Below are 13,379 nucleotides of genomic sequence, written 5' to 3' on the forward strand. Positions count from 1 at the left end.
AGTGTCCAGGGAGGAGAAACAGGACATGGACGTCACCCCCATCCTCGAGATGCGGGACATCACCAAGACGTTCCCCGGGGTCAAGGCACTCCAGAACGTCACGCTGACCGTGAACCGCGGCGAGATCCACGCCATCTGCGGCGAGAACGGCGCCGGCAAGTCGACCCTGATGAAGGTGCTGTCGGGGGTCTACCCGCACGGCACCTACGAGGGGGAGATCGTCTTCGAGGGCGAGGTCATGAGCTTCGGGTCGATCAACGACTCCGAGGCCCGCGGCATCGTCATCATCCACCAGGAGCTGGCGCTGAGCCCGTACCTGTCCGTCGCCGAGAACATCTTCCTCGGCAACGAGCAGCGCGGCGCCGGCGGGCTCATCGACTGGAACCTGACGAACGCCGAGGCGGCGAAGCTACTGGCCCGCGTCGGGCTCGCGGAGAACCCGACGACACCGATCAGTCAGCTCGGGGTCGGCAAGCAGCAGCTCGTCGAGATCGCGAAGGCGCTGTCCAAGGACGTGCGGCTGCTCATCCTCGACGAGCCGACGGCCGCCCTCAACGACAACGACTCCGAGCACCTGCTCGACCTGCTGCGCCACCTCAAGGGGCAGGGGATCACCTCGATCATCATCTCCCACAAGCTGGGCGAGATCGAGGAGATCGCGGACGCGACGACGATCATCCGGGACGGTCGCACCATCGAGACGATCGTGATGCGCGAGCACGACAACGTGCAGGACCGGATCATCCGCGGCATGGTCGGTCGTGACCTCGAGCACCGCTACCCCGAGCGCGAGTCGACGCCGGGGGAGGTGCTCCTCTCGGTCGAGCACTGGTCCGTCCAGCACCCGACCCAGCTCGGCCGCACGATCGTCGACGACGCCAGCTTCTACGTGCGGGCGGGCGAGGTGGTCGGGATCGCCGGCCTCATGGGCGCCGGGCGCACCGAGCTGGCGATGAGCATCTTCGGCCACAGCTACGGCCGGGACATCGCCGGCCGGGTCAGCGTGCACGGTCGCGTGGTCGACACCTCGACGGTCGCCAAGGCGATCGACGCGGGCATCGCCTACGCCACCGAGGACCGCAAGCGGTACGGCCTCAACCTCATCGAGGACATCCGCCGCAACATCTCGGCCGCCGGGCTGCGCAAGCTCGCGAGCCGCGGCTGGGTCAACGGGAACGAGGAGCTCAAGGTCGCCGAGGAGTTCCGGGCGAGCCTCGGGGTCCGCACGCCGAGCGTCCTGTCCGTCGTCGGTACGCTCTCGGGCGGGAACCAGCAGAAGGTGGTGCTCGCCAAGTGGCTCTTCACGGAGCCGGAGGTGCTCATCCTCGACGAGCCGACGCGCGGGATCGACGTGGGCGCGAAGTTCGAGATCTACCAGCTGATCAACCGGATGGTGGCGGCGGGCAAGGCCGTCGTCGTCATCTCCTCCGAGCTGCCCGAGATCCTCGGGACGTGTGATCGGATCTACACCCTCGCCTACGGGCGAATCACCGGGGAGGTGCCCGTGGCGCAGGCCACGCAGGAGAACCTCATGGAGCTGATGACCCAGGAGCGGGTCGAGCGGAAGGAGTCCGTCCGATGACCGCCATCGGCAATGTGTGGGAGCTGGCCAAGCGCAACGTGCGCCAGTCAGGGATCTTCGTCGCCTTCGTGGTGATCGTCGTGTTCTTCTCCGTCCTCAAACCGGTGTTCCTCTCGCCGGGCAACCTCACCAACCTGATCCTGCAGTACTCCTACATCCTCATCCTCGCGATCGGCATGGTCGTCATCATCATCGCCGGGCACATCGACCTCTCGGTCGGCTCGGTGGTGGCGCTGACCGGAGCCGTCTCGGCCGTCCTCGTCGTGAAGAACGGCATGCCGTGGTGGGTCGGCGTGCTGGCTGCGATCGGCGTCGGCGTCCTCGTCGGCGTCTGGCAGGGGTTCTGGGTCGCCTACATGGGGATCCCCGCCTTCATCGTGACGCTGGCGGGCATGCTGCTGTTCCGCGGGCTCACCGCGCGGGTGCTGGACAACATCTCGCTGTCCCCGTTCGGCAAGCCGTACAGCGACATCGCCGGCGGGTTCATCAACGGGCTGTTCGGCGGGCAGGGGTACGACGTCTTCACGCTCGTGGTCTTCGGCATCGGGGTCGCCGGGTACGCCTGGTCGCAGTGGCGCACCCGCCAGGGCAAGATCCGTTACCAGCAGAGCGTCGAGGCCATGTGGCTGTTCGTGGTCAAGATCGTGGTCGTCGGCGCCGTCGTCATGTGGTTCGGCTGGCAGATCGCGCACAGCCGGGGCCTGCCGATCATCCTCATCATCCTCGCGGTGCTCATCATGGCCTACTCGGTCGTCATGCAGCGCTCGGTGTTCGGCCGGCACGTCTACGCGATCGGCGGCAACCTGCACGCGGCCCAGCTCTCCGGTGTGAAGGTCCGCAAGGTCAACATGTGGATCTTCATCAACATGGGGTTCCTCGCCGGCATCGCCGGCGTCGTGTTCTCCTCGCGGATGAACGGCGCGCAGCCCGGCGCCGGCAACATGTTCGAGCTCGACGCGATCGCCGCGTGCTTCATCGGCGGCGCCTCGACGACGGGCGGTGTCGGCCGCGTCGGCGGCGCCATGGTCGGTGGCCTCATCATGGCGGTGCTGTCCAACGGCATGCAGCTCATGGGCCTCGACCAGTCGATCCAGCAGATGGTCAAGGGCCTCGTCCTGCTGCTCGCCGTCGCCTTCGACGTCGTCAACAAGCGTCGCGCCGGCGTCGCCCGCTGACGCCTCCCGGAGTCGTCGCGACCGAGCCGCCGCCGCCCGCGAGGGCGTCGGCGGCTCGATCGTCTCGGACAACGCCGAGAAAACCCCTCCCGAGTCCCTAGGGTGGTGCCAATGTCCTGGCAGTCCGGTTCGCAGACCTCACTCCGTGAGGCGAATCGGGGTGCCATCCTCGAGGCGGTCAAGCGCTTCGGCGGGCTCACCCAGGTCGAGCTGGTCGGGGCGACGGGCCTCTCGCCCGCCACCGTCTCGACGATCGTCAAGGAGCTGACCGGCTCGGGGCTCGTCGAGGTGCAGCCGACCTCGCGCAGCGGCCGGCGGGCGCAGCTCGTCACGCTGGCCCGCCGGGTCGGGCTGGCGGCCGGCATCCAGGTCGGGCCGCGGACCATGCGGGTGGCCCTCGCGGACTTCACGAGCGAGGTGTGCGCCGAGCAGGTGCTCCCGCTGCCGTTCGAGCACCGGATGGACACGACGCTCGACCGCGCGGCGCTGCTCGTCGTCGACATGCTGGAGCGCGAGGGGTCCTCGCTCGCCGAGCTCGTCGGGGTCGGGGTCGGGCTGCCGGCCCCCGTCGACGTCGACACCGGCATGATCTCCGTCCGCGGCATCATGCGCGGCTGGGACGACGAGCACATCGCCCACGTCATGACCAAGCGCCTGGAGAAGCCGGTGTACGTCGACAACGACGCGAACCTCGGTGCCCTGGCCGAGGCGACGCTCGGGGCGGGCCGCGGCGTGCGGGACCTCCTCTACGTCAGCTACTCCCACTCGGTCGGCGCCGGCGTCGTCATCGGCGGCCGCCTCCACCGCGGGTTCGCGGGGACCGCCGGCGAGATCGGCCACGTCCAGGTGGACCCGATGGGCGCGATCTGCCGGTGCGGCTCGCGGGGCTGCCTCGAGACGGTCGTCCGCTCGGACGCGCTCCTGGCCACCCTCCAGGCCAGCCACGGCAGCCTCTCGCTGCGCGACGTGCTGCGTCGCGCCCAGCTCGGCGACCCGGGGTGCAGCCGCGTCATCGCGGACGCGGGGGAGGCGATCGGGTCGGTGCTCGCCGGCGCCTGCCAGACGCTCAACCCGCAGCTCGTCATCGTCGGCGGTGAGATGGCCGAGGCCGGTGAGACGCTGCTCGACCCCATGCGGCGCGAGCTGCGTCGTAGCATGCTTCCCAACGTCATCGCGCCCGTCGAGGTGGTCACCGGCGATCTGGGGGCGCGAGCCGAGATCATGGGTGCCGTCGCGACGGTGCTCCAGCACACCGACGTGACCGAGACGGGAGGCGAACGATGACGTCGACACCGCGAGAGCCGACCGTGCTCTCGGCGACCACCGTCGCGGACGCGATCGATGCCCCCGAGGCCGCGTCCCCGGGCGCCCCGTGGACGCCGGTCCCGCTGCTGCGCGCCAGCGGCCTCGTCAAGCGGTTCGGCGCGGTCGAGGCGCTCGCGGGCGCGACGATCGAGGTGCACACGCACGAGGTCGTCGCGATCGTCGGCGACAACGCGGCGGGGAAGTCGACCTTCGCGAAGATCGTCGCCGGCGTGCTGCAGCCCGACGGCGGCCTGCTCGAGCTGGCCGGTGAGCCCGTGAGCATCCCGTCGCCGAGCGCGGCGCGCGACCTGGGGATCGCGACCGTGTTCCAGGACCTCGCGGTCGCCGGGAACCTCGACGTCACGGCCAACCTGTTCCTCGGCCGCGAGCAGCGCATCGCCGGCACCCCCCTGCTCCACGAGGGCGAGATGGAGCTGGCCGCGCGCAAGCTCCTGCACCAGCTCGGCGCCCGCATCCCGTCCGTGCGCACGCGGGTCGCTGACCTGTCGAAGGGGCAGCAGCAGTCCGTCGCGATCGCGCGCACGCTGCTGGGCCAGCCGCGCCTCGTGGTGCTCGACGAGCCGACGGCGTCGCTCTCGGTCGCCGCGACGGCCGAGGTGCTGACGCACATCGAGCGGCTGCGCGACCTCGGCCTCGGCGTCGTCCTCATCTCGCACAACCTCAACGACGTCCGCGCGATCGCCGACTGGATCGTCGTGCTGCGTCACGGCCGCAACAACGGGACGTTCCGCGGCAGCTCCGCGACGAACGAGGAGCTGATCGCCGCGATCACCGGGGCGACGCGGGCCGACGGCCACCTGGAGGCCTACCGCGGCTGAGCCGCCCGCGGGGTGCGGTCAGCGGAAGACGACGGTGCGCCGGCCGAGGTCGATCAGGACGCGGTGCTCGGCGTGCCAGCGCACCGCGCGGGCGAGCACGCGACGCTCGACGTCCTCGCCCATGGCCTGGAGCTCGGCCACCGAGTCGTCGTGGTTCACGCGCTCGACGTCCTGCTCGATGATCGGCCCCTCGTCGAGGTCGGCCGTCGCGTAGTGCGCGGTCGCGCCGATCAGCTTGACCCCGCGGCGGTGCGCCTGCGCGTAGGGCCGCGCGCCCTTGAAGGACGGCAGGAACGAGTGGTGGATGTTGATGATCCGCCCCGCGAGCGCGCGGCACAGGTCGTCGGAGAGGATCTGCATGTACCGCGCCAGCACGACCAGCTCGGCGCCGGTCTCCTCGACCAGCCGCAGCAGCTCGGCCTCGGCGGCCTCCTTCGACCCCGGCCCGCCAGGCGCGGCGTCCCGGGAGACGGGCACGTGGTGGAACGGCAGGCCGTAGAACTCCGCGATCGGGCGGAGCACCTCGTGGTTCGAGACGACCGCGACGATGTCGACGGGGAGCTGGCCGGCGCGCTGGCGGTGCGCCAGGTCGTGCAGGCAGTGCGACGCCGTCGAGACCATGACGACGGTGCGCATCGGCCGGCCGACGACGTCGAGCGACCAGTCCATCTCGAACGAGGTCGCCACGGGGCGCAGCACCGCCTCGACGCGGTCGCGCGCGGCGTCGTCGATCTCGCACTCGACGCGCATGAAGAAGACGCCCGTGTCGGCGTCGCCGAACTGCTGCGACTCGGTGATGTTGCCGCCGAGACCGGCGAGCGCCCCGGCGACGGCCGCGACGATCCCTGGCCGGTCGGGGCAGGAGAGTGTGAGGACCCAGCGTGTCACCTGGGCAGGGTACCTGTGGAGCACCCCCGCGCGTCTGCCATGATCGAGCCATGAGCGAGCCAACAGCACCCGCGGCCCCCGAGCAGGACGTCCTGCGCGTCGACGTCGTCGACCACCACGACGCCGGCGAGCTGCTCACGGTCCGCCGCGCCGCGTTCGTGACGGAGGCGCAGCGCTACGGCGACCCGCACATCCCGCCGCTCACCCAGACGATGGAGGAGCTGCTGGCCGACCTCGCGCGGCCGGACGTCGTGACGCTCGGCGCGTGGCAGGGACGTCGGCTCGTCGGCTCCATCCGCGTCGAGCTCGAGGAGGACAAGGCGACGCTCGGCCGGCTCGCCGTCGTCCCCGACCTCCAGGGTCTCGGGATCGGGACGCAGCTCCTGCTCGCGGTGCTGCAGTACCTGCCCGAGCAGACCCAGGAGGTCTGGGTCTTCACCGGCCGCGACTCCAAGCAGAACATCTCGATGTACGCCAAGCAGGGCTTCGAGCACCAGTTCGACGAGCACACGGGCGACCTGACGTACGCCTACCTGCGCAAGATCCTCGGCGAGGCCGAGATCGGCGGCCAGCTCGGCTGAGGCCGGTCACGACGCCGGGACCTTGGTCCCTCGTGGCGTCGCGTCGGATTTAAGTACCGTCGGCATTGTGAAAAATGATCCGGCGCTCCCGCTGGCCGACCGGCGCCCCGAGGACGTCCCCGGGCACTGGCTGCTCGCCCGGCTGGGCAAGCGGGTCCTGCGACCCGGCGGGCTCGAGACCACCGACTGGCTGCTGCGGCACGCCGACCTCCCCGGACGCGACGTCGTCGAGCTGGCGCCCGGTCTCGGCCGGACCGCGCGCGACATCCTGGCCGCCGGGCCGGCGAGCTACGTCGGCGTCGACGCCGACCCGGCCGCCGTCGCCACCGTCGAGGGCGTCGTCGGGGAGCGCGGACGCTGCGTCCTCGCGCAGGCGCAGGCGACCGGGCTGCCCGATGCGAGCGCCGACGTCGTCGTCGGCGAGGCGATGCTCTCGATGCAGGGCGAGCGCGGCAAGCGCGAGATCGTCGCCGAGGCCGCGCGCGTGCTCCGGCCCGGCGGCCGGTACGTCGTCCACGAGCTCGGTCTCGTCCCCGACGACCTCGACGGCGGGCGCAAGGAGGAGCTGCGCAAGGCCCTCGCGCGGTCCATCAAGGTGAACGCGCGGCCGCTCACCGTCGCCGAGTGGCGCGAGCTGCTGGAGTCCGCCGGTCTGGAGGTCGAGGCGACGACGACCGCGCCGATGGCCCTCCTCGAGGTGCGCCGCAACGTCGCGGACGAGGGCCTCGGCGGCGTCCTGCGGATCGTCTGGAACGTCCTGCGCCAGCCCGACGCCCGACGCCGGGTGCTCGCGATGCGCCGGGTCTTCCGCGAGAACCGCGACGTGCTGGTCGGGGTCGGGCTCGTCGCCCGCCGCCCGGAGCAGCCCGCCCCCGAGAACGACGACGAGAGGGACCTCCCGTGACCAGCACCCCCGCAGAGCAGCCGACCCCGACCGTGGCCGAGCCGGCCGCCGAGCCGGGCATGATCCACGTGCCGGGTGCCGACGAGCTGGTGCTCGTCCAGCCCGAGAGCACCGTGTCGCGCACCGTGCTGAAGGCCGAGGGCGTGCGCGTCGTCGTCTTCGGGTTCGACGCGGGTCAGGTGCTGACCGAGCACACGGCCGCGATGCCCGTCGTGCTGCAGACGGTCCGCGGGCACCTGCGGATCACGGCCGACGGCCGGACCGTCGACCTCCTGCCCGGCGACCTGCTGCACCTGCGCACGCGGGAGCCGCACGCGGTGGAGGCGGTCGAGCCGTCGATCCTCTCGCTCACGATGATCGACGCGCGGCGCTCCTGACCTCGCCCACCCGGACGCCGGGTAGCATGGGCTCGTCGCGACTGGCGCCGGGTGGAACAACCACCGGGGAGCGACGAGGTACGCCGACCAACGGGGCCGCCCGCCTGGGTCCCACGGTCATGGCCGAACCCATGCCCGGTCGCGCTCCACCGAGCTCGGACCGGGTCCAACCCAGGAGGACCCCCGTGACCGAGACCCCCGACGTCTTCAACGCCCCGCTCGCCCAGGTCGACCCCGAGATCGCCGCCGTCCTCGACGCCGAGCTCGAGCGCCAGCGCACGTATCTCGAGATGATCGCGTCCGAGAACTTCGTGCCCGTCTCGGTCCTGCAGTCGCAGGGCTCGGTGCTGACGAACAAGTACGCCGAGGGCTACCCCGGCCGTCGCTACTACGGCGGCTGCGAGGAGGTCGACGTCGCGGAGAACCTCGCGATCGAGCGCGTCAAGAAGCTCTTCGGCGCCGAGTTCGCCAACGTCCAGCCGCACTCCGGCGCGAGCGCCAACGCGGCGGTGCTGCACGCCATCGCGCGCCCCGGCGACACGCTGCTCGGTCTCTCCCTCGACCAGGGCGGCCACCTCACGCACGGCATGAAGATCAACTTCTCGGGCCGGCTCTACGACATCGTCGCGTACGGTGTCGACCCGGAGACCTCGACGATCGACATGGCCGAGGTCCGCCGCCTCGCGATCGAGCACCGGCCCAAGGTCATCATCGCCGGCTGGTCCGCGTACCCGCGCCAGCTCGACTTCGCCGCCTTCCGCGAGATCGCCGACGAGGTCGGCGCGCTGCTCTGGGTCGACATGGCGCACTTCGCCGGGCTCGTCGCGGCCGGGCTGCACCCCAACCCCGTGCCGCACGCGCACGTCGTCTCCTCGACGGTGCACAAGACCATCGGCGGCCCGCGCTCGGGCTTCATCCTCACCAACGACGCCGACCTCGCGAAGAAGATCAACTCCGCGGTCTTCCCCGGCCAGCAGGGCGGCCCGCTCATGCACGTCATCGCCGCCAAGGCGACGGCGTTCATGCTCGCCGCGACGCCGGAGTTCAAGGAGCGCCAGGAGCGCGTGCTGCGCGGCGCGCGGATCCTCGCCGACCGGCTCTCCCAGCAGGACGTCAGGGACGCGGGCATCTCCGTCCGCTCGGGCGGGACGGACGTCCACCTCGTGCTCGTCGACCTGCGCGACGCCGCGATCGACGGCAAGCAGGCCGAGGACCTCCTGCACGACATCCACATCACGGTGAACCGCAACGCCGTCCCGAACGACCCGCGTCCGCCGATGGTCACCTCCGGCCTGCGGATCGGCACGCCCGCCCTCGCCACGCGCGGCTTCGGCGACGCCGAGTTCACCGAGGTCGCCGACGTCATCGCGCTCGCGCTCCAGCCCGGCGCCGACACCGAGTCGCTGCGCGCGCGGATCGACGCCCTCGCGGCCGCGTTCCCGCTCTACCCGGGGCTCAGCCAGTGACGGCCCGGCTCCTGCCGGGCGGCCCGGTCGCCGATGCGGTGCTCGCGGACGTCGAGACCCGTGTCGCGGCGTTCACCGCCGCGCACGGGCGGCGGCCGGGGCTCGGGACGATCCTCGTCGGCGACGACTCGGCGAGCGCCGGGTACATCCGGATGAAGATGGCGAAGGCCGAGGAGCTCGGCTTCGCCTCCCCGCACCTCCACCTGCCGCAGGACGCGACGCAGGAGGACGTGCTGGGCGCCGTGCGGTCCTTCAACTCCGACGACGCGGTCGACGCCGTGCTGATCCAGCACCCGACGCCGCCGCAGATCGACTTCGACGCCGCCCTGCTCGCCCTCGACCCGGACAAGGACGTCGACGGCCTGCACCCGGTCAACATGGGCCGGCTCGCGCTCGGCATGCCCGGGCCGGTGCCGTGCACGCCCGCCGGCATCGAGGCGCTGCTGGCCCACCACGACGTCCCGGTCTCGGGACGCAACGTCGTCATCCTCGGCCGGGGCACGACGCTCGGGCGCCCGCTCGCGCTCCTGCTCTCGCAGAAGCGGCCGACGGCCAACGCGGCGGTCACCGTCGTCCACACCGGCGTCCCGGACTGGCCCGAGTACACGCGTCGCGCCGACGTCGTCATCGCCGCCGTGGGGGTGCCGGGGATCCTGCGGCCCGAGCACCTGTCGCCGGGCGTCACGGTCGTCGGCGGGGGAGTCCGGTACGAGGGCAAGCGCCTGCTGCCCGACGTCGACGAGTCGTGCGCCGAGGTCGCCGGGGCGATCACGCCGCGGATCGGCGGCGTCGGCCCGACGACGATCGCGCTGCTGTTCCGCAACGCCGTCGAGCTCGCGGAGGCCCGCGCGGCGTGAGCGACCACCGTCCCGACGCGCCCCGCCCCGCCACGCCATCGCGCGCGTGGCGGGGCGTCGGCGTCGTCGCGGTGGCGTCCGGCCTCGCCGTGATCCTGGCCGAGCTGCTCCGGAGCCTCGTCCGGTGGGTGACGCCGATCACCGTGACGCGGGCCCTGGAGAGCAGCACCCCCACGCTCGTCCCGGCCCACGCCGGCTACACCGTCGCGCCGCACCCGGTCGCGATCGTCGGCTGGCTCGTGCTCGCGATGGTGCTCGGCGCCGTCGTCGTGGCGCTCGTCGCGTGCTCCGTGACCCGGCGACCCGGCCGCGCCCGGTTGCTCCTGCTGTGGCTCGGGCTCGTCCTGGTCGCGCTCGTCGCGGTGGGGTCGGCCCAGGCCGGCGAGGTGCTGCTGACGATCGAGCAGTTCGGCGGCCGGGGCGGCTCCCACATCCGACTGTTCACGCTCCCGGCGCTCGCGGACGCGGTGCGGTGGGGTCTGCTCTGGGGCGGGGTCGTCGTCCTGACCGTGGGGCGGTTGCTCCCGGACCGGCCGCCCCGCCGCGCGTGGCGCGTCGCGGTCCCGCTCGTCGTGGCGTGGGTCGGCGTGCTGGTGCTGCTGGGGTCGGCGACGCGGGCGGCGTCGATCTCCGCGCAGACCGAGGTGGTCACCCGGCCGACCCCGGCCGTCGCGGTCACGGACCCGCCGGCCGAGGTGGCCGGTGAGGCCGAGCCGTCGTTCTACGGCCGGTGCGAGCCGGGGATGCTCACGATGGAGCTGGGCGGGTTCGACGCGGCCTCCGGGCGGCGGTACCTGAGCGTGACCGCGACGAACGACGGGTTCGCGTGCACGGTCGCGGGATGGCCCGACCTGGCGTTCGCCGACGCCGACGGGAACGCCGTGCGCCCCGACCGGGTCGACGGCGTCAGCTCCGGTGGGTTCGGTGGCACCCCGGAGCCCGTTCTCCTGGAGTCGGGCGAGAGCGTCCGGGCCGAGCTCACGTGGCGGGGTGCCGGCGCCGGCGCCCGCACCGTCGCGGAGGTGCTGCTGGCACCCTGGGCGGGTGCGCAGCGCACCCGCCTCCCGATCGACCTGGACCTCGAGGACGGCGCCGAGCTGCAGGTGTCGGCGTGGTTCCCGTCCGACGCCGGCTCGGCCCCCGACGGGAGCGGCTGACCCGCGAGTCGCCGTCGCCCGCGCGACCACGGCGCGGTGCGCCAGGGCGGGGTGGCGATGTCATTCATGCTTCGCGAAGGCGTTCGACGCGTTGGCCGGTGACCTCGGCGATGAGGTCGAAGTCCTTGTCGACGTGGAGCACGGTGTAGCCGGCGAGCTCGGCGACGGCCGCGACGAGAAGGTCCGGGATGGAGACGGCGCGGTGGTAACCGCGACGGGCGAGCTCGCCCTGGACCTCGACGGCGCGCGACTCGACCGTGGGGGTCAGGTTCGCCATCGGCATGCTGACGAGGGGCGGCTCCGCATGGATCAACACCCACTCGCGAGCGCTGCGCGCGGAGAAGCCACTCTCGAGCAGTGTCACGGTCGAGACGCGAACGAGACCCCGCTGAAGGCGCTCGGCCCAGAGGGAGGCATCGGGCGAGTCGGCCAACCGGACGATGGCCGATGTGTCGATCAGCCAGGCGCCGGTGCGCCCCATGCCGCCCGTCGTACGGCGTCGTTCCGAAGATCGGCGGTCAGGTGGCCAAACCGCTGCAGGTCCTCCGCCGTCACGGGGCGGAGCGGCGTCGTGCTCAGCCGCTCCATCGCGATTCGGAGATACTCGTCGCGGGAGAGACCGAGCCGAGCGGCGTCCGCCTCGATCTGCTGCAGCGCGCTCGAGGTGACGTTCCGGACCACCACATCCGTCATGACGACCACCTCCGCTACTGGACGATATCACCGGGCGCTGGCGGCCGGCCCGCCGACCGTCGTCGTCCCGGGCTCCCACGCGGACACCCGCGCGTCCGGCTGCACGACGACCTGGGTCAGGAGCTCGCGGCGGCGACGCGCGAGGGCGGCGTGCAGCAGGCTGGGCCCGATGAGCGCCGCGGCGTCCTCGACGTCGGGCCGCTCCCACACCACGACGAGGCGGGGCAGGCCCGCGTCGAGCAGGTGCGCGAGCAGGCCGGCGAGCCGCTCGGCCTCGCCCTCGCCGAACCGGCGGGGCATCTCCACCCGGGGCAGCACGGGCGCCACGCGGCCCTCGTCGTCCAGCATGAGCAGCCACCACTGCCGCTGGTGCGCGGTGCCGACCAGGCGCGCGACGAGCTCGATCGCCTCGGTGGTCGAGCGCACGCGGGCCTCGTGCGGGTCGGGAGCCCGGCCACCGGGGGCGTCGGTCGTCGGCTGGTCGTCGTTCGTCGTCGTCATGGCTCGAGGATGACGATGCGGGCCCGCCGCCCGCCACGCTCGAACGCGACCCTGTGGACGGCCTCGTCGTCGACCGGGCGGTGGACAGCTCGCGCCCGCGTGACCTCCCCGACGGCCGGCGGATCGTGGCAGAGTGGTGGACCGTGTCCGAGGCTCTCACCACACCGTCGCAGCTCACCGTCGCCACCATCAACGTCAACGGCATCCGTGCCGCGATCCGCCGGGGGATGCCGGCGTGGGTCGCGGCCGCCCGGCCGGACGTCGTCCTCCTGCAGGAGCTGCGCGCCCCCGACGCGCTCGTGCGCGAGCTGCTCGCCGAGGTGCTCGGCGAGTGCCACGTCGTGCACGTCGAGGCCGCGGCGAAGGGGCGCGCGGGGGTGGCGATCGCCTCGCGGCTGCCGATCCGCGCCCACCGCCCGACGCTGCCCGTCGCCGACGGCGAGGAGGAGTTCGCCGGGGACGTCGGCCGCTGGGTCGAGGCCGACGTCGAGCTGCCGGACGGGCGCCTCGTGACGGTCGTGTCCACCTACCTGTACTCCGGCACCGCCGACACCCCGTCGATGGACTGGAAGTACGCGCACCTCGACCGCGTCACCGCCCGCCTCGAGGAGCTGCACGCGAGCGCGCCGGGCGGCCGCCTCGTCGTCGGCGGAGACATCAACATCGGGCACCGCGAGCTCGACATCAAGAACTGGCGGGGCAACCGCAAGAGCGCCGGCTTCCTCCCGGCCGAGCGCGCCTACCTCGAGCGCTGGTACGGCGCGTGCGAGGACGGGGGGCTCGGGCTGGTCGACGTCGGGCGGCACCTCGCCGGCGAGGTCGACGGCCCCTACACCTGGTGGTCCTGGCGGGGACAGGCCTTCGACAACGACTCCGGCTGGCGCATCGACGTCCAGATCACGACGCCGCAGGGCGCCGCCGGGCTGGTCGGGGCGCGGGTGGACCGCGCGGCGAGCTACGCCGAGCGGTTCAGCGACCACGCCCCGTTCGTGGCGACCTACGCCTTCTGACCGTCGGGGCCGTGCGTCGGAGGCTCCGGCGCGTCGCCGCGGCG

Annotated in this window: 15 protein-coding genes and 1 riboswitch; of the genes, 11 read left to right on the plus strand and 4 right to left on the minus strand. The window is 72.6% G+C overall.

Features of this window, described 5'->3' with window-relative positions; all coding sequences use genetic code 11:
- The first annotated feature begins 25 nt into the window (after window positions 1-25).
- The 4 genes from mmsA (at window position 26) to EDD28_RS10150 (ending at window position 4,901) form a co-directional block, all read left to right on the plus strand.
- The gene (gene mmsA / locus EDD28_RS10135; RefSeq protein WP_123739498.1) at window positions 26-1,582 is read left to right on the plus strand and encodes a multiple monosaccharide ABC transporter ATP-binding protein; all 1,557 of its coding nucleotides are present in this window, start codon (window positions 26-28) and stop codon (window positions 1,580-1,582) included.
- Window positions 1,579-2,757, plus strand: a complete 1,179-nt coding sequence (gene mmsB, locus EDD28_RS10140) for a multiple monosaccharide ABC transporter permease (RefSeq protein WP_123739499.1) — start codon at window positions 1,579-1,581, stop codon at window positions 2,755-2,757. The genes mmsA and mmsB overlap by 4 nt, the downstream gene beginning before the upstream one ends.
- A 111-nt stretch (window positions 2,758-2,868) precedes the next feature.
- A complete protein-coding gene (locus EDD28_RS10145; protein ID WP_123739500.1) occupies window positions 2,869-4,041 on the plus strand; it encodes an ROK family transcriptional regulator in 1,173 nt (390 codons plus the stop codon).
- On the plus strand, window positions 4,038-4,901 hold the full coding sequence (locus EDD28_RS10150; protein WP_123739501.1) for an ATP-binding cassette domain-containing protein: 864 nt from the start codon (window positions 4,038-4,040) through the stop codon (window positions 4,899-4,901). The genes EDD28_RS10145 and EDD28_RS10150 overlap by 4 nt, the downstream gene beginning before the upstream one ends.
- 18 nt (window positions 4,902-4,919) lie before the next feature.
- Here EDD28_RS10150 and purU read toward each other — a convergent pair whose 3' ends face one another.
- Window positions 4,920-5,789: a formyltetrahydrofolate deformylase gene (gene purU, locus EDD28_RS10155; RefSeq protein WP_123739502.1), complete on the minus strand. Its 870-nt coding sequence runs from the start codon at window positions 5,787-5,789 to the stop codon at window positions 4,920-4,922.
- Between the two features lie 50 nt (window positions 5,790-5,839).
- Between purU and EDD28_RS10160 the strand changes: the two genes are divergently transcribed.
- The 6 genes from EDD28_RS10160 to EDD28_RS10185 all read left to right on the plus strand — a co-directional run bounded on the left by EDD28_RS10160 (window position 5,840) and on the right by EDD28_RS10185 (window position 11,131).
- Window positions 5,840-6,370 (plus strand): GNAT family N-acetyltransferase, encoded by a 531-nt coding sequence (locus EDD28_RS10160; protein ID WP_123739503.1) that lies wholly within the window; start codon window positions 5,840-5,842, stop codon window positions 6,368-6,370.
- Window positions 6,371-6,437: 67 nt separating this feature from the next.
- Window positions 6,438-7,274, plus strand: a complete 837-nt coding sequence (locus EDD28_RS10165) for a class I SAM-dependent methyltransferase (protein WP_123739504.1) — start codon at window positions 6,438-6,440, stop codon at window positions 7,272-7,274.
- On the plus strand, window positions 7,271-7,651 hold the full coding sequence (locus EDD28_RS10170) for a cupin domain-containing protein (RefSeq protein ID WP_211339162.1): 381 nt from the start codon (window positions 7,271-7,273) through the stop codon (window positions 7,649-7,651). The genes EDD28_RS10165 and EDD28_RS10170 overlap by 4 nt, the downstream gene beginning before the upstream one ends.
- 27 nt (window positions 7,652-7,678) lie before the next feature.
- A riboswitch (ZMP/ZTP riboswitch) is annotated at window positions 7,679-7,768 on the plus strand.
- A gap of 68 nt (window positions 7,769-7,836) precedes the next feature.
- Entirely contained in the window at window positions 7,837-9,117 is a 1,281-nt protein-coding gene (glyA, locus tag EDD28_RS10175) for a serine hydroxymethyltransferase (RefSeq protein WP_123739505.1), read from the plus strand.
- Window positions 9,114-9,974: a bifunctional 5,10-methylenetetrahydrofolate dehydrogenase/5,10-methenyltetrahydrofolate cyclohydrolase gene (locus tag EDD28_RS10180; protein ID WP_123739506.1), complete on the plus strand. Its 861-nt coding sequence runs from the start codon at window positions 9,114-9,116 to the stop codon at window positions 9,972-9,974. Before glyA ends, EDD28_RS10180 begins: the two co-directional genes overlap by 4 nt.
- Entirely contained in the window at window positions 9,971-11,131 is a 1,161-nt protein-coding gene (locus EDD28_RS10185) for a DUF4232 domain-containing protein (protein ID WP_123739507.1), read from the plus strand. Before EDD28_RS10180 ends, EDD28_RS10185 begins: the two co-directional genes overlap by 4 nt.
- A gap of 64 nt (window positions 11,132-11,195) precedes the next feature.
- Here the strand turns inward: EDD28_RS10185 and EDD28_RS10190 are convergent, their stop codons facing one another.
- The 3 genes from EDD28_RS10190 to EDD28_RS17345 are packed head-to-tail and all read right to left on the minus strand — an operon-like array spanning window position 11,196 to window position 12,325.
- Complete coding sequence (locus EDD28_RS10190; protein WP_123739508.1) at window positions 11,196-11,612, minus strand: PIN domain nuclease; 417 nt, start codon at window positions 11,610-11,612, stop codon at window positions 11,196-11,198.
- On the minus strand, window positions 11,588-11,824 hold the full coding sequence (vapB, locus tag EDD28_RS10195) for a type II toxin-antitoxin system VapB family antitoxin (protein WP_123739509.1): 237 nt from the start codon (window positions 11,822-11,824) through the stop codon (window positions 11,588-11,590). Before vapB ends, EDD28_RS10190 begins: the two co-directional genes overlap by 25 nt.
- A 27-nt stretch (window positions 11,825-11,851) precedes the next feature.
- Complete coding sequence (locus EDD28_RS17345) at window positions 11,852-12,325, minus strand: hypothetical protein (protein ID WP_170169422.1); 474 nt, start codon at window positions 12,323-12,325, stop codon at window positions 11,852-11,854.
- 143 nt (window positions 12,326-12,468) lie between these two features.
- On the opposite strand from EDD28_RS17345, the gene EDD28_RS10205 reads away from it, so the two are divergent.
- Window positions 12,469-13,335 (plus strand): exodeoxyribonuclease III, encoded by an 867-nt coding sequence (locus EDD28_RS10205; RefSeq protein ID WP_123740047.1) that lies wholly within the window; start codon window positions 12,469-12,471, stop codon window positions 13,333-13,335.
- The last annotated feature ends 44 nt before the right edge of the window (window positions 13,336-13,379 follow it).

Source organism: Salana multivorans (assembly GCF_003751805.1).
GTDB lineage: Bacteria > Actinomycetota > Actinomycetes > Actinomycetales > Beutenbergiaceae > Salana > Salana multivorans.